At 64.8% G+C, this 25410-nt stretch carries 21 protein-coding genes and 2 pseudogenes; 12 read left to right on the top strand and 11 right to left on the bottom strand.

The genetic code is table 11. The features are described from left to right. Nucleotides 1-117 precede the first annotated feature (117 nt). The 3 genes from ACGI6K_RS17340 to ACGI6K_RS17330 are packed head-to-tail and all read left to right on the top strand — an operon-like array spanning nt 118 to nt 3826. Nucleotides 118-630, top strand: a complete 513-nt coding sequence (locus ACGI6K_RS17340; protein ID WP_376945719.1) for a (2Fe-2S)-binding protein — start codon at nt 118-120, stop codon at nt 628-630. Next, nucleotides 627-1613 (top strand): FAD binding domain-containing protein, encoded by a 987-nt coding sequence (locus tag ACGI6K_RS17335; RefSeq protein WP_376945721.1) that lies wholly within the window; start codon nt 627-629, stop codon nt 1611-1613. The genes ACGI6K_RS17340 and ACGI6K_RS17335 overlap by 4 nt, the downstream gene beginning before the upstream one ends. Beyond that, nucleotides 1610-3826 carry a xanthine dehydrogenase family protein molybdopterin-binding subunit gene (locus tag ACGI6K_RS17330; protein WP_376945723.1) on the top strand — a complete coding sequence of 739 codons (2217 nt, stop codon included), beginning with the start codon at nt 1610-1612 and terminating at the stop codon, nt 3824-3826. The genes ACGI6K_RS17335 and ACGI6K_RS17330 overlap by 4 nt, the downstream gene beginning before the upstream one ends. Nucleotides 3827-3929: 103 nt before the next feature. On the opposite strand, the gene cysZ is transcribed toward ACGI6K_RS17330, so the two are convergent. Then, the gene (cysZ, locus tag ACGI6K_RS17325; protein WP_376945725.1) at nt 3930-4682 is read right to left on the bottom strand and encodes a sulfate transporter CysZ; all 753 of its coding nucleotides are present in this window, start codon (nt 4680-4682) and stop codon (nt 3930-3932) included. 587 nt (nt 4683-5269) lie between these two features. Between cysZ and ACGI6K_RS17320 the strand changes: the two genes are divergently transcribed. Next, nucleotides 5270-6664, top strand: coding sequence for a cytochrome c peroxidase (locus ACGI6K_RS17320; RefSeq protein WP_376945727.1), 1395 nt, complete (start codon nt 5270-5272; stop codon nt 6662-6664). Between the two features lie 66 nt (nt 6665-6730). Here ACGI6K_RS17320 and ACGI6K_RS17315 read toward each other — a convergent pair whose 3' ends face one another. The 4 genes from ACGI6K_RS17315 to folM form a co-directional block, all read right to left on the bottom strand. Continuing rightward, entirely contained in the window at nt 6731-7072 is a 342-nt protein-coding gene (locus ACGI6K_RS17315) for a HopJ type III effector protein (protein WP_376945729.1), read from the bottom strand. After that, a complete protein-coding gene (locus tag ACGI6K_RS17310) occupies nt 7069-7362 on the bottom strand; it encodes a DUF1244 domain-containing protein (RefSeq protein WP_376945731.1) in 294 nt (97 codons plus the stop codon). Before ACGI6K_RS17310 ends, ACGI6K_RS17315 begins: the two co-directional genes overlap by 4 nt. Before the next feature lie 108 nt (nt 7363-7470). Beyond that, nucleotides 7471-7848, bottom strand: coding sequence for a dihydroneopterin triphosphate 2'-epimerase (gene folX / locus ACGI6K_RS17305; protein ID WP_376945733.1), 378 nt, complete (start codon nt 7846-7848; stop codon nt 7471-7473). A gap of 41 nt (nt 7849-7889) precedes the next feature. Then, nucleotides 7890-8603, bottom strand: a complete 714-nt coding sequence (gene folM / locus ACGI6K_RS17300; RefSeq protein ID WP_376945735.1) for a dihydromonapterin reductase — start codon at nt 8601-8603, stop codon at nt 7890-7892. A 266-nt stretch (nt 8604-8869) separates the two neighbouring features. On the opposite strand from folM, the pseudogene ACGI6K_RS17295 reads away from it, so the two are divergent. Together ACGI6K_RS17295 and ACGI6K_RS17290 are read left to right on the top strand one after the other, a co-directional pair. Further along, nucleotides 8870-9682 (top strand): annotated as a pseudogene (locus ACGI6K_RS17295) (malonate decarboxylase subunit alpha). Nucleotides 9683-10345: 663 nt separating this feature from the next. Further along, on the top strand, nt 10346-11752 hold the full coding sequence (locus ACGI6K_RS17290) for a sodium:proton antiporter (RefSeq protein WP_376945737.1): 1407 nt from the start codon (nt 10346-10348) through the stop codon (nt 11750-11752). Nucleotides 11753-11804: 52 nt separating this feature from the next. On the opposite strand, the gene ACGI6K_RS17285 is transcribed toward ACGI6K_RS17290, so the two are convergent. Then, entirely contained in the window at nt 11805-12440 is a 636-nt protein-coding gene (locus ACGI6K_RS17285; protein ID WP_376945739.1) for a LysR family transcriptional regulator, read from the bottom strand. Between the two features lie 252 nt (nt 12441-12692). Here ACGI6K_RS17285 and ACGI6K_RS17280 point away from each other — a divergent pair, with 252 nt between their 5' ends. Further along, nucleotides 12693-13160 (top strand): ferritin-like domain-containing protein, encoded by a 468-nt coding sequence (locus ACGI6K_RS17280; RefSeq protein WP_376945741.1) that lies wholly within the window; start codon nt 12693-12695, stop codon nt 13158-13160. Between the two features lie 438 nt (nt 13161-13598). Here ACGI6K_RS17280 and ACGI6K_RS17275 read toward each other — a convergent pair. Then, a protein-coding gene (locus ACGI6K_RS17275) for an IS630 family transposase (protein ID WP_394542973.1) occupies nt 13599-14545 on the bottom strand; the annotation gives its coding sequence in 2 pieces (ribosomal slippage) (nt 13599-14200 and nt 14200-14545; 948 coding nt in all). Between the two features lie 84 nt (nt 14546-14629). Between ACGI6K_RS17275 and ACGI6K_RS17270 the strand changes: the two are divergent. After that, a pseudogene (locus ACGI6K_RS17270) lies at nt 14630-15076 on the top strand (sulfatase-like hydrolase/transferase); the annotation flags it as partial. 300 nt (nt 15077-15376) lie between these two features. Continuing rightward, on the top strand, nt 15377-16738 hold the full coding sequence (gene nhaA, locus ACGI6K_RS17265; RefSeq protein WP_376948238.1) for a Na+/H+ antiporter NhaA: 1362 nt from the start codon (nt 15377-15379) through the stop codon (nt 16736-16738). Nucleotides 16739-16865: 127 nt separating this feature from the next. Here nhaA and ACGI6K_RS17260 read toward each other — a convergent pair whose 3' ends face one another. The 4 genes from ACGI6K_RS17260 to ybaL all read right to left on the bottom strand — a co-directional run bounded on the left by ACGI6K_RS17260 (nt 16866) and on the right by ybaL (nt 22856). After that, nucleotides 16866-19298 (bottom strand): TonB-dependent siderophore receptor, encoded by a 2433-nt coding sequence (locus tag ACGI6K_RS17260; protein WP_376948144.1) that lies wholly within the window; start codon nt 19296-19298, stop codon nt 16866-16868. 117 nt (nt 19299-19415) lie between these two features. Beyond that, nucleotides 19416-20465 carry a FecR family protein gene (locus ACGI6K_RS17255; protein ID WP_376948145.1) on the bottom strand — a complete coding sequence of 350 codons (1050 nt, stop codon included), beginning with the start codon at nt 20463-20465 and terminating at the stop codon, nt 19416-19418. Further along, entirely contained in the window at nt 20462-21046 is a 585-nt protein-coding gene (locus ACGI6K_RS17250) for an RNA polymerase sigma factor (RefSeq protein WP_376948146.1), read from the bottom strand. Before ACGI6K_RS17250 ends, ACGI6K_RS17255 begins: the two co-directional genes overlap by 4 nt. 115 nt (nt 21047-21161) lie before the next feature. After that, complete coding sequence (gene ybaL, locus ACGI6K_RS17245; RefSeq protein ID WP_376948147.1) at nt 21162-22856, bottom strand: YbaL family putative K(+) efflux transporter; 1695 nt, start codon at nt 22854-22856, stop codon at nt 21162-21164. A gap of 360 nt (nt 22857-23216) precedes the next feature. On the opposite strand from ybaL, the gene ACGI6K_RS17240 reads away from it, so the two are divergent. The 3 genes from ACGI6K_RS17240 to ACGI6K_RS17230 are packed head-to-tail and all read left to right on the top strand — an operon-like array spanning nt 23217 to nt 25407. Beyond that, nucleotides 23217-23435 carry a 4Fe-4S binding protein gene (locus ACGI6K_RS17240; protein ID WP_376948148.1) on the top strand — a complete coding sequence of 73 codons (219 nt, stop codon included), beginning with the start codon at nt 23217-23219 and terminating at the stop codon, nt 23433-23435. A gap of 32 nt (nt 23436-23467) precedes the next feature. Next, a complete protein-coding gene (locus tag ACGI6K_RS17235) occupies nt 23468-24313 on the top strand; it encodes an electron transfer flavoprotein subunit beta/FixA family protein (protein WP_376948149.1) in 846 nt (281 codons plus the stop codon). Between the two features lie 11 nt (nt 24314-24324). Then, nucleotides 24325-25407: an electron transfer flavoprotein subunit alpha/FixB family protein gene (locus tag ACGI6K_RS17230; protein WP_376948150.1), complete on the top strand. Its 1083-nt coding sequence runs from the start codon at nt 24325-24327 to the stop codon at nt 25405-25407. Nucleotides 25408-25410: the final 3 nt, after the last annotated feature.

Below are 25410 nucleotides of genomic sequence, written 5' to 3'. Positions count from 1 at the left end.
TCAACCTCTACGCCGTCTTCCGATCCTCATACGATCGACTGAACATTTGTCCGCCGGCGGCAGTCGTACCCTGAAACGCACGAACAATGTATCTCCATGCCGACCCGTGAGGCAGCCATGAGCGACAGTTCTGCGAACGCGAGCGGCAGCGCCGCCTATCCGATCACCCTTGACCTGAATGGCCAGACTCGCCGGCTCGAAGTCCTGCCCTGGACCACCCTGCTCGACTTGCTGCGCGAACAGCTCGGCCTGAGCGGCACCAAGAAGGGCTGCGACCACGGTCAGTGCGGTGCCTGCACCGTGTTGCTCGACGGCAAGCGGATCAACGCCTGCCTGACCCTGGCGGTGATGCACGACGGTGCGAAGCTGACCACCATCGAAGGTCTCGCCGAAGGCGACCGACTGCACCCCATGCAGGCGGCGTTCATCAGGCACGACGCCTTTCAGTGTGGTTATTGCACCCCAGGACAGATCTGTTCGGCCGTGGCGTTGATCGCGGAGGGGCATGCCCTGACCACCGACGACATCCGCGAGCAGATGAGCGGCAATCTCTGCCGCTGCGGCGCCTATCCCAACATTCTCGCCGCCATCGAAAAAGTGCTGGCGGATCGGGGAGAGGAGCGGCGATGAACCCTTTCGACTACGTCCGTCCCTCGGATATCGACGAGGCGATCCGCCTATTCGACCCTGGCAGCCAGTATATCGCCGGCGGAACCAACCTTCTGGACCTGATGAAGGAGAACCTGATCCATCCGGCCCGGCTGATCGACATCAGCCGGTTGCCGCTGGGCGGCATCGAGGAAACCGCCGAGGGCGGGCTGCGCATCGGAGCCCTGACGAGCAACGCCGATCTTACCTGGCACCCGGAAATCCGCCGGCGCTATCCGCTGCTGTCCCAGGCCATCCTCGCCGGCGCCTCGCCGCAACTGCGCAATATGGCGACCAGCGGGGGCAACCTGCTGCAGCGCACCCGCTGTTACTACTTCTACGACCGTGATACGCCGTGCAACAAGCGCGAGCCGGGTAGCGGTTGTCCGGCGCGGGACGGGCTCAACCGCATCCATGCCATCCTCGGCGCCAGCGAGGCTTGCGTGGCGGTCCACCCCTCGGACATGTGCGTCGCCCTCGCCGCGCTCGAGGCTTCGGTGCTGGTCAGGGGTGAGCAGGGCGAGCGCCGTATCGCCTTCGCGGATTTCCATCGTTTGCCGGGCGACGCGCCGGAGCGCGATAACAACCTGGCCGTGGGCGAGCTGATTACCGCCATCGAGCTGCCAGCTCAGGGTTTTGCCGGACACAGTGCCTATCTTAAGGTCCGCGACCGGGCATCCTACGCCTTCGCCTTGGTTTCGGTCGCCGCGGCGCTGGAGCCGGACGGCGACACCCTGCGCACCGCCCGTCTGGCCCTCGGCGGCGTGGCGCACAAGCCGTGGCGCAAGGCCGCCGCCGAGCAGGCACTGGTCGGCAGGCGTGCCGGCGCAAAAGCCTTTGGGGCCGCTGCCGAGGAGCTGCTGGCGGGCGCACAGGGCCTCGCCCACAACGCCTTCAAGATCGAACTGGCGCGCCGCGCCATCGTCCGGGCCCTGACCGACGCCGCCCGAGGAGCCGCCCGATGAACACCCTGCCTTCAGCGTCGAGCTCGCCGCTCGGCCAGCCGCTCGACCGGGTCGACGGCCCCCTCAAGGTCACCGGCCGAGCCCGTTATGCCGGCGAATTCCAGGTGCCTGGGCTGCTCCATGGCAGTGTGGTCACTAGCCGCATCGCCCGTGGGCGCATCCTCGCCATCGACGGCCGCGCCGCTGCAGCCGTGCCCGGCGTGCAACTGGTGCTGACCCACGAGAATCGCCCGCCGATCGCCGGCTACGACGATGCCTACGAAGATCAGGATGCCGCCGAGGGGCGGGCCTATCGTCCCTTGTTCAACGAGCGGATTCTCTGGAGCGGCCAGCCGGTGGCGCTGGTGGTGGCGGAGGATCCGGAGCTGGCCCGCTACGCCAGCACCCTGCTGCAGATCCGTTACGCCGACGAGGCGCCCGATACCGACCTCATCGGCAGCCTGGAGCACGCCCATGCCGCGCCCGGCGAGCTGCCGAAGCCGCGTGGCGATGTGGATGGGGCCTTGCAAGCCGCCAGGCTGCGCCTGGATCTCGACTACCTGTCGCCGGTGGAGCACCACAATCCGCTGGAGCCCCATGCCTCCACCGTGCACTACCTTCTGGACGGCCGCCTGGAGATCCACGACAAGACTCAGGGCGTGCAGAACTGCCAGCAATACATCGAGAAGGTGTTCGGCCTGGAGGGGCGAGTCCGCGTGATCTCGCCCTTCGTCGGCGGGGCTTTCGGCTCGGGGCTGCGCCCGCAGTATCAACTGCCGCTAGCGGTCATGGCCGCGCTCAAGCTCGGGCGTTCAGTACGGGTGTCCCTCACGCGCCAGCAGATGTTCACCTTCGGCTATCGCCCGCGGACCCTGCAGCGGATCTCACTCGGCGCCGCCCTGGACGGCCGGTTGCAAGCCCTGACCCACCAGGCCATCGGCCAAACTTCCCGCTTCGAAGACTTCACCGAGCACGTCGTCAAGTGGTCGGGGATGCTCTACCAGTGCCCCAATGTCCGTTTCGACTATCGGCTGGTGCCCTTGGACGTATTCACGCCGCTGGACATGCGCGCGCCCGGTGCCGTGCTGGGGCTGTACGCGCTCGAATGCGCGATGGATGAGCTGGCCTGCGCGGCGGGTATCGATCCGCTGCAATTGCGGCTGAAGAACTACGCCGAGCGCGACCAGAACGAAGACAAGCCCTTCTCCAGCAAGGCCCTGCGCGAATGCTACGCGCAGGGCGCCGAACGTTTCGGCTGGTCCCGCCGGCCGCCGCAGCCGCGCAGCCTGCGCGAGGGCGATCGGCTGGTGGGCTGGGGTATGGCCACCGGCATCTGGGAGGCTCTGCAGATGCCCGCCAGCGCCAAGGCCTGCTTGGGAACGGATGGCCGCTTGGTGGTCGGTAGCGCCACCGCGGATATCGGCACTGGCACCTACACGGTAATGACCCAGATCGCTGCAGCAGCCATGGGCCTGCCGGTCGACAGAGTGGAATTTCGCCTGGGCGACTCCAGCCTGTCCAGGGCACCGCTGGAGGGCGGCTCGGCGACCGTCTCGTCGGTGGGCAGCGCGGTGCAGCGTGCCTGCGCGGCACTGCGCCAGAAGTTGTTGGACGCCGCCCGGCGGTCGCCGGCATCGCCTTTCGGCGCTGCCAGCTTTGATGATGTGGAGTTCGTCGACGGACGGATGCGCCTAAAGGATGCTCCGCATGTCTGCATCGAGCTTACCCGGATCGTGCAAGCCGGCGGCGCGCTGGAGGCGGAAGCGCGCGCCAAGGCGGACGGGAAGCGCAAGGCCTATTCGACGGCGACCCACTCGGCGGTGTTCGTCGAGGTGAAGGTGGACGAAGCGCTGGGCATGCTGGAAGTCAGCCGAGTGGTCAGCGCCATCGCCGCCGGGCGTATCGTCAATCCGAAGACCGCGGCCAGCCAGATCGTCGGCGGGGTGGTCTGGGGCATTGGCATGGCGCTGCACGAGGAAACCCTGATCGACCACAACCTCGGCCGCTACATGAACCATAACCTGGCCGAGTACCACGTACCGGTGAATGCCGACATCGGCGACATCGAGGTGATCTTCGTCGAAGAGCGGGACGGGATCGTCAACGACCTGGGCTCCAAGGGCGTCGGCGAGATCGGCATCGTCGGTGTCGCGGCTGCGGTGGCCAACGCTATCCACCATGCCACCGGCAAACGGGTACGGGAACTGCCGATCACGCCGGACAAGCTGCTTTAGACCGCCAATGGCCGCCGGATAGCGCTTGGCCGAGCGACAAGCGTCTTGTCTCAATCCCGGCGGGGCAGGATCGGGGCGCTCACGATGGCTTCCCGATCTTTCCTCAGTCGCGCTTGCCGACCACCGGTACGCCGCCCTCGCGCACCCAGAACAGCGTGGCGCCGGCTACCGCGGCGGGCATCACCAAGAGATTCAGGCCGGGCACCAGCAGTGCGGCGTAGGTGATGCCGCCGAAGCTCAGGCTCTGCCAGCGGCGGGCGCGCAGCCAGGCAAGCATCTCGTTCCAGGACAGCTTGTTGTTGTCGGCCGGATAGTCGATGTACTGCACGGCCATCATCCACACGCCGAACAGCAGCCAGAGCGGCGGGGCGAGCAGGTTGAGCACGGGGATGAAGGACAGGATCAGCAGGAACAGCGCCCGTGGCAACAGATAGGTCAGCTTGCGCCATTCGCGGCTGAAGGTGCGCGGCGCCATGTCGAGCAGTTCGCGCCAGTGGAAGGGCGGGAAGTGATCCTCGCCGCGCACCACCACCTCCACCTTTTCCGCCAGGAAGCCGTTGAAGGGCGCGGCGATGACTGTGGCCAGCAGGGTGAAGGTGAAGAACACGATCAATACCACCAGCAAGACGAACAGCGGCCATAGCAGGTAGTCGAGGAAGGACAGCCACTGCGGCAAGTTGGGCATGAGGGCACCGACCCAGTGTTCGAACTGGCGTATCGCGAAGGTGATCAGTCCAGCGAAAAGCAACAGGTTGACCGCCAGCGGCAGCAGGACGAAAAGGCGCAGGCCGGGGCTGAGCACGAGTCTCAGGCCTTCGCCCAGATAGTGCGGGCCAGACAGGACGGACGGGGGCATGGGGGTCTCCGGAAGCTGATTCGCGCCGACCTTACCGGCTTTGCCGGAGCAGGAAAAGCACTACTCGGGTCACGATAGGATCTGCCTATCGGGTAGATTGATATTGAAAATTTCCGCAGGCCGAAAACAGTGGGTAGCATGTTGCCAGAGACATGTAGAGTCGCCAGACAGTTGCCGGGGCCTCCGCTCTCCTTGAAGTCTCCCCCTTGTGCGGTGGCTCCCCTTTATACCTGTTCAGGCCTCGTGGCGGGGTGTCGCAGCGCACACCGCTCGGGCCGTTTTATTCTCCAGCTCCCGGAGCGGTAGCCGCTGGCCGGCTGCAAGAGCACGGCGGCGATGCCGGTTTTTCCTTTCCTGTCTCGTGCTTCGGTTTCCGGCGCTTGCGGCGTCGATACATCGAGGCAAATGGCAAGATAGCCCTCTCCTATGAGAGGGATTGGCTTTAAGCATTTCCTTTGCCAGGGATATAGACGTTAAGGATGCCGTTCATCCGACTCGTGATTCAATCGACGGCCGGCGCTTCGCGTCCACGGCCGACGGGCCGTCGGCTGTCCCCAGGTTTAATCAACTCTCGCAAAGGAAGATCCGTGAAAAAGCTACCCTTCGCCATTGGAGCCTGCGTCGTCGGCTACTTGGCAACCGTCTTCATCGTAGACCGTTTCGACGTGCGTCTCAGCGAACAGCATCTGGCCAATGCTCGACTGAACGGCATGGACAAGCTCACGAGCGAAGCTTTCAAGGTGTTGAACAGCAATGGTTGCCAGTATTGCCATACCCGCAACAGCGAGCTGCCGTTCTATGCCAACATGCCGATCGCCAAGCAACTGATGGACAAGGACATCGAGCTGGCCCAGCGTCAATTCAACATCGAGTCGCTGCTGGCCAGCGCGCAACAGGGCGAGGCGGTCTCGGAAGTGGACCTGGCTAAGATCGAGTCGGTGATGCAGGACAGCACCATGCCGCCGAACCTCTACCTGAGCATGCACTGGCGGTCCCGGCTGTCCGACCAGGAGAAGGGTGTGCTGCTCGACTGGGTGAAGGCTGAGCGCCTGAAGCAGAGTTCGGCCGACGCGGTCGCCGACGCCTACAAGTACGAGCCGGTGCAGCCGATCACCACCAGCTTTCCAGTGAACCCGGCCAAGGTCGCGCTGGGCGAGAAGCTCTACCATGATACCCGCCTGTCCGGCGACGACACCGTCTCCTGCGCCAGTTGCCATGCCCTGGACAAGGGCGGGGTGGACCGCCTGGATGTTTCCGTCGGGGTCGGCGGCTCGAAGGGGCCGATCAACGCGCCGACGGTGTACAACGCCGCCTTCAACGTCCTGCAGTTCTGGGACGGCCGCGCGGCCGACTTGCAGAAGCAGGCCGGCGGCCCGCCGATGAACCCGCTGGAGATGGCTTCCACCTCCTGGGCGCAGATCGTCGGCAAGCTGACGCAGGATGCCCAGTTGAGCGCCGAGTTCGCCGCCCTCTATCCGGAAGGCATTACCGAGAACAGCATCACCGACGCCATCGCCGAGTTCGAGAAGACCTTGGTCACCCCGAACAGCCGCTTCGACCTGTTCCTGAAAGGGCAGGGCGATGCTCTTAGCAGCGTGGAGAAGGAAGGCTACGAACTGTTCAAGAGCGCCAAGTGCGCGACCTGCCACGTGGGCGAGGCGATGGGTGGCCAGTCCTTCGAACTGATGGGCATCAAGAAAGATTATTTCGCCGACCGCGGCAATGTCAGCGAAGTGGACCATGGGCGTTACAACGTGACCAAGGACCCGCACGACATGTACCGCTTCAAGGTGCCGACCCTACGCAACGTCGCGCTGACCGCGCCCTATTTCCACGACGCCAGCGCCAAGACCCTGGAGGACGCGGTCGACAAGATGGCGGAGTACCAGGTCGGCATGAAACTGTCGAAGGACGAGATCGGCAAGATCGTCGCTTTCCTGCAGACCCTCAACGGCGAGTACCAGGGCAAGACCTTGCGGTGACCGGATGCTCCAGGGCCGTCGACACCGCGCCACGCAGCCGCGAAGGGTGGTGTCGACGGACTCTAGCTAGCCCTTGCGGCCGAGCGGCCGGCCGGCGAAGCGCACGCCGGGCAAACCGCTGCGCATGAGCGCGCGGATGTTGCCGTGGTCGCTGCCTTGGGGATCGGCCAGCACGGCGCGGTAGTGCTCGCCGAAGGCCAGCAGGGCCTCCTCGTCACTGAAGTTCTCCAGCAGCGCCAGGCCCAGAGTCTTGCAGGAGCCTTCGTTCTGCCCGGCGGCATTCTCCAGTGAACCGTTGACGAAAGCGCTCGGCCGGTAGTCGTAGTGCTCGGCGACGAAGGCTAGGGTGTCGGCGAAGGCATGTTCCCCGCTGCGCAGGCGGGTACGGAAGTCGTTCAGATCGGTCATTTCCTGCTGCTCTTCTCGAAGGCCGCCGACTGCTCGGGGCTGGCCTCTTTCTGGTATTTGTTCTTCCACTCTTCGTATGGCATGCCGTAGATCTCTTCGCGCGCCTGTTCGACGCTGAGTTCGACGGAAAGGTCGTCGGCGGCGTCCTTTAGCCATTTCCACAGGCAGTTGCGGCAGAAACCGGCGAGGTTCATCAGGTCGATGTTCTGCACGTCCGGTCGGCTGCGCAGATGCTGGACCAGGCGGCGGAAGGCAGCGGCTTCGAGTTCGATGCGTTGTTCTTCGGTCATCTTGGTTCCCCGGCTCACAGTCGTCGGTGGACGGCCGGCGAGGTGGCCGTCGGGCGCGATCATACTCGGCGCCGCTGGCCGTCACCAGCGTGTCCAGGCGGGCCGCGCTCAGTTCCGGCGATGGGCGGCGAGGGTGATGGACACCGATTCGGCGAAGCGCAGGGCATGGGGCTTGTCCACCTCCACCTGAGCGTAGTGCACGCTCGGGTAGCCCATCACCAAGTCGAGGATTTCCTGGGTCAGGCGTTCGAGCAGGGCGAAGCGGTTCTCCTCCACGTGGTGGATGATCGCCTTGGTCAGGGTGCGGTAGTTCAGGGCCTGGTCGATGACGTTGTCGCGCACGGCATCCACGGCGGGGTAGAGCACGGTGAGATTGATCAGCACGTCTTGCTTGTTGAGGATTTCTTCCTCCTTGATGCCGATATAGGTGCGCAGACGCAGGTCCTTGACCCGAATCCGCGCCATGCCTGGTTCCAGTCGCGGCATAGGCTTGCTCCGTCCTGTCGGTTGCGGAAGTGGCGTGGCACTCACTTGAGGTGACGGCCGCCGTTGACCGTCAGCGTGGTGCCGGTAACGTAGGGATTGTCCAACAGATAGCGTAGGCCCAGGTAGACCGCCTCGGCGCCGGGCTCGATGCCGAGGGCGGACTTGGCCAGGGTCCTGGCGCGGTATTCGGTATCGTCCTGCGGCTTGAAGAGGATCAGTGCCGGCGCGATGCCGTTGACCTTGACGCGCGGCGCCAGGCGCGCGGCGAAGGATAGGGTGAGGTTGTCGAGGCCGGCCTTGCTGGCGCTGTAGGCGATGTGCTGGGCGCTGCCCTTGCGTGTCACGTCGTCGCCGATATGCACGATGTCCGCCGGGCTGGAGCGCTCCAGCAGCTCGGCGCAGTGCAGGTTGATCAGGTAGGGCGCCAGCATGTGCACGTTAAACAGGCGCTGGAAGATCCGCGCCTCCTCGCCGGGCGTCGCTTCGCCCAGCCATTCCGAGGCGTTGTGTACGATGGCGCGCAGGCGGTCGGTGTGTTCCTTGAGCCGCTCGATGAAGGCGAGGATGCCGGCCTCGTCGGCGAAATCCGCCTGCAGGGTCGGCACGCCGCGCTCGCGCAGCCGCGCGAGGCCCGGCCGCTCGTGGCGGAAGGTGGCGATCACCGGCTGGCCCTCGTCGAGCAGGCGCTCGGCGCAGTACAGGCCTATGCGCTGGCTGGCGCCGGTGATCAGGATGGGAGCCGGGGACGCACTCATGGAGGACTCGCACAATCGGGGAGAGTGGGTCCAGCGACGCAGCATCCGGGTACCTGACCAGTTGGGAGAGACACCGCGCCACCGAACCTGCAGGGAACTTATAGCAGTGTCCTGATTTGTACAACCGTACCCGGCCTTCGGACCAGACCAAGATATGACGACGCCCGGCGGGACTCGCCAAAGAGAGGTTTTTTCCTGAATCGTTAACGTGAGAGTAATGAACGTCGAACCAGCTTGATTGAGCGCTCCCCGGCCGCCGCCCTACCGTGAGGCCTCGACAGCGGAACCCGTGGAGCAAGTATGACAACGACAATTTCCCTTCCCCGCCGCAGTGGTCGCGTCGACGCAGCGAAAAGCTTCGCCGGCTCGAGCAAGTGCGAAATCTCGCCGATGGCGTGGTCCTGCCGAGCAACAAGATGGTCGCCACCCTGGAAGCGCTGATCGCTCTCGGCGATCGCGTGGTGTTAAAAGGCAACAACTTCATCGGTGCTACCTTGCAAGTCGATGGCGACGGTCACTCTCCCACGGTGACGCGTAGCCGCCTGGCGGGTTTCGGCGGTGCGCCGAACATGGGCCACGACCCACGCGGCCGCCGCCATGCGACGCCGGCCTGACTGGATATGAGCACGCCCGAGACCCTACTCGAACGCGGCGGGAAGCTGGTGGGGCAGATGGTCGAGACCTACCAGGAGGGCGGCAAACCCACCTTCGTCGAACAGCTCGATGTGGTGGAAGTGGCGAGGAAGGTCGGCATGCCGCTGGCGCCGGTGATGATTTACGGCGACGACGTCACCCACCTGCTCACCGAGGAGGGCATCGCCTACCTGTACAAGGCCTACACGCCGGAAGAGCGCCGGGCGATGATCGCCGCGGTGGCCGGCGTCATCGCCATCGGCCTGCGTCGCGACCCGAAGGATTCCGAACGCATGCGCCGCGAGGGATCGATCGTCCTGCCTGAGTATCTCGGTATCCGCCGCACCGAGGCGACCGGCGAGCTGCTCGCGGCGAAAAGCATCGCCGCGCTGGTCGACTGGTCCGGCGGCCTCTACGACCCGCCCGCCAAGTTCAGGAGCTGGTGATGAGCGCATTCATTGCAACGATGCCGTGCCCGAGCCTGACCGAACGGTTCGCTGACCTCGCTGTCGGGGCACTCGCTGCGAGGCGGCCATCTTTTCGAGTCCAGGGTCCTGGAACGAAAAGATTTGCGGGCCTGTAGTCGGCCCGCGAACGTCAAGAGAAATGTGTCGTGAAATAAGTCCATGAACGACTCATGGATATTGAAACTTGTACTGTTTCGACCATTTTTTTACAACGCATTATTGGTCGCGGGTGCTTTTCATACAAAGCCGGAGCCGAACTTCCGTTATCGATTCCAAGGCTGCCGAAGCGTGTGGCGGAAATTTCCGGGCAATGGCGGCCGTGGCCGATTCCGCCGGGTGTATCGCGAAATGGCGGGTCCATCGCTGGCCGCTGGCCAGGAATCACGGTCCTTGCGCCGATTCGCTCTATACCGGGCGCTACCGCCTGGTTGCCCTCTCGTGGCCCGGTACGCAGCCGCTCGCCTCGAGCCGAATGAAGAAAGGGGCGGGTTTTCGTCGGAAAAGTTTCTTTCGATATTGATTTGGCGCAAATCCTGCTTTTATGGAAGGTCCCGTTTTTTCGATGGACCGCTTTTCGCGCCCATGCGCGACCCGCACAAGGTTGGACAGCCGTAATTAACTTTTCGCTGGGAGAATGAGTTGATGAGGTCGATTCTGCGTCGGCTGCCGTATTTGCTGGCCCTATTATCGCCCGGACTTTCGTTCGCGGCGGAAGTCGATGGCGCCAGCCTGAGCCCCGCCTGGGGTATTCCCTTTGTGGGAATTCTGTTGTCGATCGCCCTGTTTCCATTGTTCGCAGCCCATGTCTGGCATCATCACTTCGGCAAGATCACCGCGCTCTGGACATTGCTATTTTTAGTGCCGTTCGCCTTCGCCTTCGGCCTGCACGGCACTTTCGCGGTAATTGTGCATGCGCTGTTCGCCGAATACCTGCCGTTCATCGTCCTGCTGTTCTCGCTCTACACCATCTCCGGCGGCATCTTGGTCTGGGGCAACCTGCACGGCTCGCCACGCCTGAATACTACGCTGCTGGCCATCGGTGTGGCTTTGGCCTCAGTGATGGGCACCACCGGGGCGGCGATGTTGATGATCCGTCCGTTGCTGCGCGCCAACGACAACCGCAAGCACCGCGTGCATGTGGTGGTGTTCTTCATCTTCCTGGTGGCCAATATCGGCGGCGGGCTGACGCCTTTGGGCGATCCGCCTCTGTTCCTCGGTTTCCTCAAGGGGGTCGGCTTCTTCTGGACGGTCGAGCACATGTTGCTGCCGGTGCTGTTGTCGAGTGCGGCGCTGCTGACCGTCTTCTATTTCATCGACCGTTATTTCTATGCTCGGGAAGACGAACTGCTGCCGCGCGATCCGTCGCCGGATTCGCCGCTCAGGCTCTATGGCTCGGTCAACTTCCTGCTGCTCGGCGGGGTGATCGGCGCCGTGCTGCTGTCAGGAATCTGGAAGCCGGGGGTCGCCTTCACGGTGATGGGCACGCCGATCGAGTTGCAGAACCTGATGCGCGATCTGCTAATGCTCGGCTTGGCTCTGGTATCCCTGAAGGTCACGCCGAAGCAGGTGCGCGCCGGTAACGATTTCGACTGGGGGCCGATCCAGGAGGTGGCCAAGCTGTTCGCCGGGATCTTCCTGACCATAGTGCCGGTACTCGCCATCCTGCGCGCCGGCAGCGAAGGCCACCTGGCCGGCCTGGTGGCGGCGGTGACTCGGGCGGACGGTACGCCGATCGACGGTATGTATTTCTGGATGTCCGGCCTGTTGTCGGGATTTCTCGACAACGCGCCGACCTACCTGGTGTTCTTCAACCTGGCCTCGGGCGATGCGCAGACGATGATGAACGAGCTGCCGCGAACCCTGGTAGCGGTGTCCATGGGCTCGGTATTCATGGGCGCGCTGAGCTACATCGGCAACGCGCCGAACTTCATGGTCAAGGCCATCGCCGACCAGCGCGGTGTGCCGATGCCGAGCTTCTTCGGCTACATGGGCTGGTCGTGCGCCATCCTGCTGCCCTGGTTCGTGCTGTTGACGCTGTTCTTTTTCTGAACGTCCGCCTCGGCTACCGCAGGGCCCCACTTCGCGCGGGGCCTTCGCGTTTTCAGCCCGCGTGACGCTTGGCGTACATCCGGCACTCGGCGAGCAGGGCCAGCAGTTTGGGGTTGCGCTCGCGGCTTTTGAGGAGCACCACGCCGATCTGCTGCTGCAGGCGGTAATGCGTCTCGAGAGGGATCAACCGTATGCGGTTCTCGTACACCGTTGCGATGCGCCCCGGCAGCAGGGCGTAAGCGACCCCCGGAGCTGACCATGCTGAGCAGGCTGAAGATGTCGTTGACCTGCTCGCTACCTTGGGCGCGAAGCCGGCCTGGCGGAACACGCGCAGGGCGTCCTGGTGGGTGGTCAAGCCCTGGGTCAGAGTGATGAAGGTGGCCTCGCGCAGTGCGGCCAGATTGACCTCGGCTTGGTCGGCGAGAAGCGAGTTGGCGGCCTCGCGGGTCGGGCGCACGGTGTCGAGCACGTCGGCGACCAACTTCTGCGTGCGTTCCTCCAGCACATGGGCGCTTTCCAGCGGCGTCAGCTCGCGTCCTTCGCGCTTGAACAGCGGGCAGCGCAGGGCGTTCTCCAGTGAGTGCAGGGCGCGGTGCACGCTGACCTTGCTGGTGTCCAGCTCGGCGGCGGCGCGCGACAGGTTGCCGCTGCGCATGAAGGCCAGGAAGATTTCCAATTTCTTAAACATCAGTTTTCTTAAACATCAGTTCTTCGTCGATCTGCATGGGTTGCCACCGTGAATGGGGGCCGCCTGCAGCGGCGTTTGCTCCGGTCTTCGCTGCGAGTCTGATGGACGCTTCGTCCGCCGTGGCAAATCGCCGGTTGCCGAGCGTGCGGAACCTACCGCATTATCCTCATGTTCCTTGGGGCCTCCCAGTCGCCCGAGAGGGCTGTGGCGGCTTCGGCTTTCATCCACCTTCAATCGATAAAGGAGAGGGGCGTGAACGAGATTCAGCGTTTCCTTGCCCATGCTATCCAGTTGGAGAAGGAGTCGTCCCGCCGCTATGCCGAGCTGGCCGAAGCCATGATCGCCCTCGGCAATGCCGAGGTGGCGGATTTTTTCCAGCAGATGTCCCACTATTCCCGCTTGCATCAGCGCGAGGCCATGGAGCGCGGCGGTTTCCACGATCTGCCGAAGCTGGCGGCCGACGAGTACGACTGGCCCGAGGGTTCCAGCCCGGAAGCCGCCTGGGGGCCGGTGGCCCCGGATATCGATGTCCTCGGTGCCATGGCGCTGGCCATGCACGGCGAGCAGCGCAGCCACGAGTACTACCAGAAGATCGCCGACGAAACCGCCGACCCGGAGGTGAAGGCGATGGCCACGGAATTCGCCGACGAGGAGGCGGAGCACGTGGAGCAACTGGATGTCTGGCATGCCAACCTGTCCAAGCTGAGCGCTGTCGGCTGATCCGCCAGGGTGGAGCCGCTTCGCGGCCCGCCGTCACTCTTGAAGGCCGGACGATGCGCGATGCGTCGTCCGGCCTTCGGCTTTCCAAACGTTCACAGTTTGTTCGCATTCCTGTCACATTGGGATAATGACCCGCTGCGAAGCGCCATGTCGCTCGTCATTCATTAGGAATGTAGAGTCCTCCTCTCCTTGCGCCTGGCCCCGTGCCAGGCGCAGGTTGCGCCGCAACAAGGGAAACAATCGATGACAAGCCCTCGACTGGCAGGATTTTCGTGAGCCTCATTCGTCGCTGTCTGCAATACCCTCTGTCCTCCCTCGCCGCGCTGATCGGCTTGCTACTCGCCGTTCCCTAGAGCCCGCGCTTGACCCTGGGCTGGTCCGACCCGCTCGGCTATCCGTCGGACCTGGGCATTGCCGGCCTGCTAGAGCATTTTTACCTTATCCCGATTCATATCCGGCTGCCTCGAAGTAGTGCCTGCAGTCCTGCGCCGAGAACTGCGCAATCGCCTTGCCAATGCTCTGCCACAGCTCCGGCACGATCCGCGCCGCCGCCTTTCGCAGCAGCGCCTTGGGCTTGGAGAATGCCCTTTCGATCGGGTTCAGGTCGGGGCTATAGGGAGGCAGGTAGCGCAGTGTGGCTCCTGCGCCTTCAATGGCCTGGCGTACCCCCGCCACCTTGTGGGCCGGCAGGTTGTCCATCACCACGATATCGCCGGGCGTCAGCTCGGGAACCAGAACCTGCTCGACATAGGCCAGGAAGGCCGGGCCGTTCATGGCGCCGTCGAGCACCAGCGGAGCAGTTAGCCCATCCATGCGCAGGCCGGCGGTAAAGGTCGTGGTTTTCCAGTGACCGTGAGGGACCGCGGCCAGGCAGCGCTCGCTGCGAGGGGCCCAGCCTCGTAGGCGGGCCAGGTTGGTCGCGGCGGCGGTTTCGTCGACGACGATCAGCTTGCGCCAGTCGAAGCCGGGTTGTTCCTCGAGCCACTCCTGTCGCGCTGCCTGGACGTCCGGCCGCTGCTGCTCGGCCGCATGCGCGGTCTTTTTTTGAACGTCATGCCGTGCCGGTCGAGAAACGTCCATACCGTCGCCAGGCTGACCCGAATACCGCGCTCCCGCTCGAGGGTTGCGGCGAGCTCGGCCAGCGTCAGGTCGGGGGTTTGCTCGAGCAGGCCGAGCAGGTAGTGCGCATGGGGATCGAGCCGCAAGCCCCGGGGCTTGCCCTGTCGGCGGGCGACGAGCTCCCCGCCTTCCCGAAAGCGCCGTACCCAGACGATCGCCGTCGCCGTGCCGATGTCGAATCGCTCGGCGGCCTGCCGAGCCGACAGCCCGCCCATGGCCGCGTCGACGACGCGTCGGCGAAGATCCGCACTGTATGCTCGAGCCATTCTAGTCTCCTTGTCTGAGCGGGAGAGGAGGCCCGAAATGACCAGGAAGAGCAACCCCTGTATGTCGAATTCGTGTTTTCAAAAAATGCTCTAGTCGTGCTCGAAGGCATTCCGGGCGCCTATGTAGGGATGAACCGGCATGCCTTGTACAGCAGCTACCGGGAAAACCCGATGCCGCATCTGAGCGCATGGGCCGAGCGCGGCATGAACACGCCCGACTACGTGCTGCACCCCCCCATCAGACTATTCGCGGCCTGTATTCGATGCTCTGCGGCGACTACGACAAGTTCGACAACGGCATGCCCAAGGGGGGCGAGATGCTGGCCCTGACCCGGTGCAACCAGGACTGCCTGCCGGCCCGCCTGCGCAAGAACAAATTCACCACGCACTACCTGCAGGGCGCGGGCCTCAGGTTCATGGCCAAGGACCGGGTCATGCCGCACATCGACTTCGAACACCACCCTGGGGCGGGAGTGGTTCACCAGATCGCCGTGCCTGGATTTCCCTTGGGGCCAGGACGACAAGGCGTTCTCCTTTCACCTGCGCGGCTATGGGCCGGGTGCCATCGAGATAAGCGACTTCAGCACGATTACCGAGTTGCCGGGATAGGCGGAATCGCTGGACGAAGTCGCAAACGACGATGAAGCCTGGTCGAGTTGAGGCGTTTCCGGACGGATGGGCGGCGTCCCGCGGGAGAGGTTCGCGGCGGAATCGGGTTCACATTTCAGCTTCGTTTGTGTAGGGTCGTTGGCGGGTGTCGGGTCCGCGGGTGCGGCCGGACAGGTTTCTTGTGTCGGTCGGGCCGCCGCACAGCCGAATGCGAGCGACCTCATGAATCGAGACCATTCCCGAGAAGCGTTGCCGTCCGCGCAGCGCCTGGCCGACAGAGCTTTCGACGCCCTCGAGCGTTTCCTCCACATAGAAGCGGTCAGCGGCATCGTCCTGCTGGTTTCCGCCGCCACGGCCCTGATCTGGGCCAACTCGCCGGCCGCAGCGAGCTATGCGCATCTGTGGCACACGCCGCTCACCTTCGGGATCGGCGAGCATGTCGTCTCGCATTCCCTGCACTTTTGGATCAACGATGGGTTGATGACGGTGTTTTTCCTGGTCGTCGGCATGGAGATCCGCAGGGAAATCCATGCCGGAGCCCTGGCGAGTCTCGGCCAGGCCGTTCTGCCCATGGTGGCGGCCCTGGGTGGCGTGGCGATGCCGGCGCTTGTGTATCTCTCCGTCAACGGCGGCGAGGGCCTTCGCCAGGGCTGGGCGGTACCGACGGCGACCGACATCGCCTTCGCCATGGGGGTGCTAGCCTTGCTGGGCAAATCGATTCCCGGCTCCGTGCGGGTCTTTCTGCTGGCCCTGGCGATCATCGACGACATCGCTGCGGTACTGATCATCGCGCTGTTCTTTTCGGGCGGGCTCGATCCGGCGGGCTTTTTGGTCGCGGGAGTCGGAATGGCGCTGGTACTGGGCTTCCAGCAGATCGGCATCGGCTCGGCCTATGCCTATGTCATCCCCGGCGCCCTGGTGTGGTTCGGTCTGCTGTGGAGCGGGGCGCATCCGACACTGGCGGGCGTGATTCTCGGCTTGATGACGCCGGTCTTCCCGGCGCGCAGCGTCGAGAGCCCCATCGAAACGGCGACATGCGCCATCAAGGACTTCGTCGAGCGAGTACAGCATGGTCCGGCGGATGCGCACCGCCTGATGCAGCCGGTGAAGCGGCTTCGCCACGCGCAGCGCGAACTGCTGCCGCCCGTCGTCCGTGTACAGATGGCGCTGCATCCATGGGTCGCCTATGCGGTCATGCCACTGTTCGCGCTCGCCAACGCCGGCGTGAACCTCGATGGCGTCGATCCGGGAAATGGCGGCTCGTCGAGCGTGGCGCTCGGCATTGCGCTGGCCCTGGTCGTCGGCAAGCCGCTGGGCATCATGCTCGTCAGTTGGATACTGGTCCGCCTGGGCTGGTGCCGTCTCCCAGAAGGCATGAACTGGTCGTGGATGTGGCTGATCGGCTGTCTGGCCGGTATCGGCTTCACTATGTCGATCTTCATCGCCACGCTTGCCTTCGACGATGCCAGCCTGCTGAGCGCCGCGAAGCTGGGGGTGCTTCTCGCCTCGGGGCTGGCCGGAGCGATCGGCCTCGTTCTTGGGGGTATCCTGGTCTTGCGCGCAAGGGCCGCCGGCAGCCACTGACGGACCCATCGAGCCGGGCCGGCCGATATCCGGCGCGGCTCGCGGCGCCTTGCTCGGCGTGCCGGTCGCGGCGAAAGCCGCGGCTTCGGTAGCGGGCCGGTCCCGTCGGTAGGTCGCGGGCGGCTTCTCAGAATTCCAGCGTGGTGGAGAGCTGGAACTGCCGGGCCTCGCCGAGCGACACGTAGTACTGGTTGGCGCTGGACGAGTAGTAGGTTTTGTCGAACAGGTTCTTCACGTTGAACTGCAGGCCGAGCTTGTGTTCGCCGATCCGGGTGTCGTAGGTAGCGAACAGGTCGGTCACCGTGTAGGCGGGCAGGGTGAAGGAGTTGGCCGCGTCCCCCGAGCGCTTGCTCACGTAGCGGGTGCCGCCGCCCAGCCGCAACTGGTCGCCGCCGAACAGGCTGCCGGCGTCGTAGACCAGCGAGGCCGAAGCGGTGGTCTTGGCCACGTTCTGCAGGTGGTTGTCCTCCAGTTCCGGGTCGTCGGTCACCTCGGCGTGCAGCCAGGCATAGCTGCCGATCAGGCTCCAGCGCTCGCCGAGCTGGCCGCTGACGTCCAGTTCCAGGCCGTAGGAGCGGACCTTGCCGGCGGCGCGGCTGTAACTGTCGCCGTTGGCATCCAGTTGGCTGACCAGCACGTTGCGCTTGTGGATGTCGAACAGCGCCAGGTTCGCGGTGATCCTCCCCGGAATGTCCAGCTTGCCGCCGATCTCCCAGGAGCGCGCCTCTTCCGGCGCGACCGAGCCGTCGAGGATCTGGTTGTTGCCCAGCGGCGCGATGGTCGAGTTGGGCTTGAAGGAGTAGGTGTAGCTGCCGTACAGCGAGACCTCGTCGCTCACCTTGTAGACCAGGCCGGCGCGCGGCGTCCATTCGTGGTCCTGGACGTCAGTGTTGGCCTGGAACGGCCGGCCGCGCCCGGCCCACTGGTCGTAGCGCTGGTAGCGCGTGCCGAGCACCAGGATCCAGCGCTCGTTCAGGTGGATGGAGTCCTGGATGTAAGCGGAGTCGGTGCGCAGCTTGTCGGTCTGGTCGCTGCTGGCGGCATCGACGTTGTTGGACGCCCCGACCTGGCCGTAGACGGGGTTGCTGTAGCTGATCGTCGAGGTGGCGCCGCGGATCAGGTCGGCGCGGAAGATCTTGCGCTTCTCGCTGTCGATGCCGGTCATCAGTTCGTGGCGCAGGCCGAACAGCTCGAAGTCGCCGTTCAGGCCGAGCCGGGCGAAGCTGTTGGTGCTGACCGCGCCGTGGGTGCCGTCGACGCGGCGCTTCACGGTCTTGCGGCTGGTGTTGACCTCAAGCGTCCGTGCCTGGTTGTCGTCGTAGGTCTCGCGGGTCCAGCCGTAGGCGAAGTGGCCTTTCCAGTGCTCGTCGAAATCGTGGTCGATGCTGAAGCGGGTCAGGTCGGAGCGGCCGTCGGTGATGTTGAACTCCTCGTCCAGCCGGCGCCTGCGGGAGATGTCCAGCGGTCGCCCGGTGCCCGGATCGATGGCCGTGCCGCGATCGAACGGATAGTTGTATTCGCGGTGTTCGTAGCTCAACAGCACGGTGGTGTCCGCGCCGTACCAGGCCAGCGAGGGCGCGATGACCGTCTCGCGGTTGGTACCGAAGTTGCGCCAGTAGTCCTCGTCCTCGTAGTCGACGATGAGCCGGTAGGCCAGCCCGGAGTCGCCCAGCGCACCGGTGCTGTCGAACTGGCCGCCGCTGCCGTTGCGCCCGTGGGCATAGGACGAGGTGCTGGCCGAGACGGCGTGGCGGGAAACCAGTTCCGGCTTCTTGCTCACCAGGTTGACCACGCCGCCCGGATCCTGGATGCCGTACAACAGGCTCGCCGGCCCCTTGAGCACTTCGACGTGATCGACGCTAGCGGTGAAGTTGCGGCCGAGGATCGAGGGAATGCCGTCGCGCATGATCGAACCGTCGCGGTTGTCGCCGAAGCCGCGCTTGGTCACCGCGTCCTGGGTGCCGCCCAGGGTATTGGCTTGGGTGATGCCGCTGATGTTGTTCAGTACGTCGTCCAGGTTGCGCGGGCGCTGGTCCTTGACCACCTGGGCGGCGACCACGTTGATCGTCTGCGGAATCTCCAGCACCGGCGTGTCGCTGCGCATGATCGAGGCGACCGGCTCCGGCTGGTAGCTGTCCGGTGTGCCGCCGGTGCCGCTGATCAGGGTGCTCGGCAGGTTCATCAGCGCGCCGTCGCTGGTCAAGCGCTGCAGGGTCAGGGTGCGCTCGTCGAGCTGGCGATAGGTATAGCCGGAGCCGGCGAGTAGCCGTTCGAGGGCGGCGGCGGCGCTCAGGTTGCCCTGCAGCGCCGCGCTCTGCACCTGGTACGGCGCCTCGTCAGTGTAGACTAGGCTGAGGCCGGTGATCCGGCTGAATTCGCCGAGCGCCCGTGGCAGCGCACCGGCGGCGATGGCGAAGTCGTGGCGGCGGTCCTGCCAGGCGACCTGCGCGGTTTCGGCCTGGGCCGGAGCCGGCGGCAGGCCGTTCAGGCCGACTCCCAGCAGGGCGGTCGCCAGGAGCCGTCGGGAAAGGCGGGACAGGGGAGGGAAGCGGTAGGTCATTGAGGTCTTCTCATGCGCATGGTCTGCATCGATACGAATGAATCGCAATTCGACTACTACACGGAGCCCGCGCCGGATTACCTCACCGGAAAATGAAAAAAATCGAGATTGCTCGATTCAGTGGATGACGATCAGCCGCCCGAGTAGCTCGCGCTGCCGGAAGCCGAGTACCGCCTGCAGTGAGTCGAGGACCGCGTGCGGGTTGGCACTGGGGAAGGAACCGGTCACGCGGCGTGCCGCCAGATCGTCGTCGAGCAGCAGGATGCGGCCGGGGTAGTAGTCGCTGAGGCGCTCCAGCACTTCGCTCAGCGGCGTCTGGTAGAAGGCCAGCCAACCCTGGCGCCAGGCCAGGGCGGCGCCGCTGTCGATCGTCTCGGGAGCAGTCAGGCGGCCACCGGCGAAGGCCACCCGCTGTCCGGCATGCAGCACCGCCTGCGGCAGCTCGGCGGTTTCGTCGGCGCGTACCGCCACCCGACCCGTGGCGACGGTGACACGCGTCTGCTGGCGCAGTCGGCGGACTTCGAACTCGGTGCCCAGCACCCGCGCCTCGCCGCCTTCGGCACTGACCACGAAGGGCTGGCCGTTGTGCGCCACCTTGAAGACGGCGGCGCCACGCAGCAGCTCGATCCGCCGTTCGCGTTGGTCGAAACGCAGCGCCAGAGCACTGTCGCTGTCCAGTACCAGATGCGAGCCATCGGTCAGGGTCAGTTCGCGGATCTGGCCGGGCGCCGAGACGTAGTCGGCGCGCAGGTCGCCGAGCCAGCGTTGCGGCTGCCACCAGCCGCCGGTCCAGAGCACCAGCAGCAGGCAGGCGGCCATGGCCAGCGTCCAGGCTGGGCTGCGAAAGGCCGAGCCGCGCCAGGCCGGGCCACGACGTCGGCTGGCGGGTACGTCCATGCGCGCCAGATAGCCGGCGAGGGCGGCCGACTCTTCCTCGGCCAGCCGGGCGGCGGGCGCGGCGCTGCAGATCCACACCGCTTCCGCCCTGGCGTAGGCTTCCGGATGCCGGGGATCGGCGGCCAGCCAGCGCTCGAAGGCCCGTTCGTCGCAGACCGGCTTGGCGCGGCCCGGCCTGTCGCGGCCCGGCGCGGTGTGTCGTCGCACAAGCCAGCGCCAAGCTTCTCGTTCCTGGACGGTGGATGCGGCAAAGGTGAGCGGTGAAGTCATCGACGGTCGTTCCCTGACGTGGCGCCGCGGCTGTCGGGCATTGCTTCGAGAGCCGCCTTGCAGGTATCTAGGGCACGCATCATATGTTTTTCCACAGCGCTTTGGGACAGTCCCATGGCTTTGGCGATCTCGCCGTAGGTGCGTCCGTGGATGCGGTTGAGCAGGAAGATGTGACGGGTGCGCTCCGGCAGGCCGCGCAGCGCGGCCTCGACCAGGCGCAGTTCGTCGCCGGCCTGCAGCGCCGTCTCGAGCGAGGCGGTCGCGCCGTCGTGCTCCGGCGCCAGGCTGTCGAGCGAGCGGTTGCGCTTGCCTTCGCCGCGCAGATGGTCGATGGCCAGGTTACGTGCGCTGCGCAGCAGGTAGGTGCTGGGTTCGTCGAGCTGCCTCATGGGCCGTTTCCAGAAACGCAGGAACAGGTCTTGGATAAGGTCCGCCGCCGTGGCGCGGCAGCCGACCCGCCGGCTGACCAGGGCCTCCATCCGCTCGCGCTGGGCCAGGAAGACCCGCAGGAAGTCCTGCTCCTCGTCCGGCGCCGGCGCGGCCGCCGGATCGAGGTCGGCAGGGGAATCGTGATCGGACATCGGCGGGAACGACGCGGCTCGGCAAGGGCGGGAGAAGATGATAATTCTTATCATCTTCCGAGGATAGCCATGCGCCGCCGGACGGCCGGCGGCGCCGACGTCCCGCCCCCCGCACTCAGTGGACTTTCCCGTAGCGCTTCAGTACGTACTGGGCCATGCCGTTGGCCAATTCGTTTTCGCCGAGGAAGACTTTTCCGGCGGCTTCTCGTTCCAGCAGCTCGGCCTCTTCCTCATTATGGGTGCGCAGCACCGTCTCGATCGTCGGGTTGAGGGTGCGGGCGGTGGTGATCATCTGCTGCGCGTTGAAGGTGTCGGGGATGGCCACCACCAGCATGCTGGCGCGGGCGATGTGCGCCTGGATCTGCACCGCCGGGTCCGTGGCGTCGCCCGAGACGGCGGCGCCGCCGTCGGCGCGCAGGCGTTCGACCAGTTCGCGGTTCTGCTCGGCCACCACGTAGGGGATGTCGCGTTCGGCCAGGGCTTTGGCGATGCGCCGGCCGACGCGACCGTAGCCGACTAGCACGACCTGGCCGGACAGGTAGCGTTCATGGGTGCTCATCGGCAGTTCGGCTAGCGGATCGACGGGATGCTCCAGCCGCCGCGCCAATTTGGAGTGCGAGTCCAGCCAGGCCTGCAGCGGCTCGGCGCTCTTGAACACCAACGGATTGATGGCGATCGAGATCAGCGCGCCGGCGAGGATCAGGCTCTGGCCTTCCACCGGCAGCAGGCCCAGGTTCACCCCGAGTCCGGCCAGGATGAAGGAGAACTCGCCGATCTGCGCCAGGCTCGCCGACACGATCAGCGCGGTGTTCAGCGAGTAGCGCAGAAGCAGGACCAGGACGGCGGCGGCGATCGACTTGCCAACCACGATGATGCCGACCACGGCTAACACCTGCAGCGGTTGCTCGACCAGCACCCACGGGTCGAAGAGCATGCCCACCGAGACGAAGAACAGCACGGCGAAGGCCTCGCGCAGCGGCAGCGATTCCTCGGCGGCGCGATGGCTGAACTCGGATTCGCGCAGCACCATGCCGGCGAAGAAGGCTCCGAGGGCGAAGGACACGCCGAACAGTTCGGCCGCTCCATAGGCGATGCTCACCGCGGCGGCGACGATGCACAGGGTGAACAGTTCCCGCGAGCCGCTGGCGGCGACCAGCCAGAGCAGCTTGGGGAATACCCGGCGGCCGCCCACCAGCATCAGGGCGATGAAGGCCGATACCTTGAGCAGGGTGAGGGCGAGAGTGCCCCACAGGTTGCCGTCGGCACCCTCCGCGCTCGTACCGCCCAGCCAGCCGGACAGTGGCGGCAGCAGCACCAGCACCAGCACCATGGCGAGGTCCTCGACCACCAGCCAGCCGACCGCGATGCGCCCGTTCAGGGATTCGAGGACGCCGTGCGCCTCCAGGGTTCTGAGCAGCACCACGGTGCTCGCCACCGACAGCGCCAGGCCAAACACCAGTGCACCGCCGAGGCTCCAGCCCCAATTGACGGCGACGAAGGCGCCGAGGGCAGTGGCCACGGTGATCTGCAGCACGGCGCCCGGTAGGGCGATCTTGCGCACTTCCAGAAGGTCGTCGAGGGAGAAGTGCAGGCCGACGCCGAACATCAGCAGCATTACGCCGATCTCGGCGAGTTCGTGGCCGAGTTGGGCATCGGCGACGAAGCCCGGAGTGAAGGGGCCGAGCATGATGCCGGCCAGCAGGTAGCCGACCAGGGCCGGCAGCCGGAGGCGGACGGCGAGGACACCCAGCACCAGGGCCAGGCCGAACGCGGTGGCCAGGGTGGTGATCAGGGGAAGGCTATGCGGCATGGGGATGCTCCCTGCCGGTCGCGACGGGGAAATGGTCGGGCATACGGGCTCCTTGGATAGGCGGGACGATAAAGTGTAGCGATACCATAACGGATTGATCGGTGGTTGCCTGCCCTCGCTGGCTCTGTTTCTGTATCCCGACTTATCCGCCCGCTCCAAAGGTGCGTTTTTATTTGCAGCAAACACGACTAAAAGCAATGTGCGTGGGGCATATCCTGCATAAAGAGAACAATTTTTATCTGATTGATTTTAAAGTATTTTTATGTTTTTTTTATATAAAAATCCTTTATTTCAGATGTGGTACGGCTATTGCAGTCTCACTGTCAGCCAATTAGCCGATAGCTCATCAGGAGATTTCCCATGCCTTACAAAATCAACGGTTCCGAATGCACTGCCTGCGCTGCCTGCGAGTCCGAGTGCCCGAACGACGCCATCTATGAAAAGAGCGGCGTCTACGCCATCAAGAGCGAACTGTGCACCGAATGCGTAGGCGACCACGACGAACCCCAGTGCGTATCCAACTGCCCGGTCGATTGCATTCGCATCGATAAGAGCGTACCGCGCTACCAAGCCCTCTGAGCCCCGTCACCCCCTTATCGGAGTGCCATCCCATGCACAGCGTCGTCTGTATCAAGCAGGTGCCGGATTCGGCCCAGATCCGGGTTCACCCGGTCACCAACACGATCATGCGCCAAGGTGTCCCGGCGATCATCAACCCTTATGACCTGTTCGCCCTGGAGGAGGCACTGCGCCTCAAGGACAAATTCGGCGGCACGGTCACCGTGGTCACCATGGGTCCGCCCATGGCCGAGGCGGCGCTACGCAAGTGCCTGTCCTTTGGTGCCGACGACGCCATCTTGGTGTCGGACCGGGCTTTTGCCGGCTCCGACACCCTGGCCACTTCCTATGCCCTCAGCGCTGTCATTCGCAAGATCATGGAAGACATGCCGGTGGATCTGATCTTCACCGGCAAGCAGACCATCGACGGCGACACCGCCCAAGTCGGGCCTGGCATCGCCAAGCGCCTGGACTACCAGTTGCTCACCTATGTGTCCAGGATCGTCGACGTCGACACCGAGAAGAAGGAAATCCGGGTGGAGCGTCGCGCCGAAGGCGGCGTGCAGTTGCTCGAGACCTCCCTTCCCTGCCTGATCACCATGCTGGAAGGCACCAATGAAATGCGTTTCGGCGACCTGGACGACCTGTTTCGTGCCGCGCGCCACGAACTCAAGGTCTGGGATCGCGTGGCCGCCGGCATCGATACGGTGGAGATGATCGGCCTCAAAGGCAGCCCCACGGTGGTCAGCAAGGTCTTCGCGCCCAAGCCCCGCAGCAAGCGCGCCGAACTCATCGAAAGCCACGACAGCGATCCGAAGAATCTGGCCGAGGCCGCGCTGGCCAAGCTGTTCACCCAGCATCCCAACTTGGAACAGGAAATCGCCAAGCGGGCGGTCTGAGGAGCGAACACATGAGCGAACAACCGAAAAAGCCGACGAAGAAGAAGGTCGAACTGGACCCGCGCTTCGTCGATTACCGTCACGTCTGGGTCTGCATCGAAAGCGAGCGCGGCGTGGTGCACCCGGTTTCCTGGGAACTTTTGGGCGAAGGCCGCAAGCTGGCCGATGCCCTGGGCGTCGAGCTCTACGGTGTGGTCATCTGCGGCCCTGGCGAGCGTGGCAAGGAAATCTGCGGCGAAGCCTTCCAGCACGGTGCCGACAAGGCTTATCTGCTGCAGCACGAAATTCTGCGGGACTACCGCAACGAGCCCTACACCAAGGCGCTTACCGACCTGGTCAACACTTACCAGCCGGAAATCCTCATGCTCGGCGCCACCACCCTGGGCCGCGACCTGGCCGGCTCGGTGGCCACCACCCTGGGCACCGGCCTGGTGGCCGACTGCACCGAACTGGTGATCGACACGGAAACCCGCAACCTGGCCTCCACCCGTCCGACTTTCGGCGGTTCTCTACTGTGCACCATCCTCACCCAGCGCCACCGGCCGCAGATGGCCACCGTGCGGCCGCGGGTGATGGCCATGCCGGAGCCCGACGCCAGCCGCAGCGGCGAGATCATCGAGGTACCGTTCTCGATGATCGAGACCGACATCATCACTAAGGTGCTGGAGTTCATCCCCGACGATACCCGCGACAAGCCCAACCTGCCTTTCGCCGACATCATCGTCGCCGGCGGCCGTGGGCTGCGCAACCAGGAGAATTTCCAACTGGTTTGGGATCTGGCCAAGGTCCTCGGCGCCGAAGTGGGCGCTTCGCGCCCCATCGTCCAGGCCGGCTGGGCCGAGCTGGACCGCCAGGTAGGCCAATCCGGTAAGACCGTGCGGCCCAAGCTGTACATCGCCGCCGGCATCTCCGGCGCCATCCAGCACCGGGTGGGCATGGACGGGGCTGACGTGATCATCGCCATCAATACCGATCCCAGCGCACCCATCTTCGATTTCGCCCACTACGGCATCGTCGGTAACGCCATCACCGTCCTGCCGGCACTGACCGAAGCTTTCAAGGCCCGTCTGGGGCAACTGAAAAAAGCTGGCTGACAG

It is taken from the genome of Azorhizophilus paspali, assembly GCF_043587585.2.
Taxonomy (GTDB): domain Bacteria; phylum Pseudomonadota; class Gammaproteobacteria; order Pseudomonadales; family Pseudomonadaceae; genus Azotobacter; species Azotobacter paspali.
The sequence above is the reverse complement of the archived record's forward strand: the minus strand, read 5'-3'. Positions and strand labels throughout refer to the sequence as shown.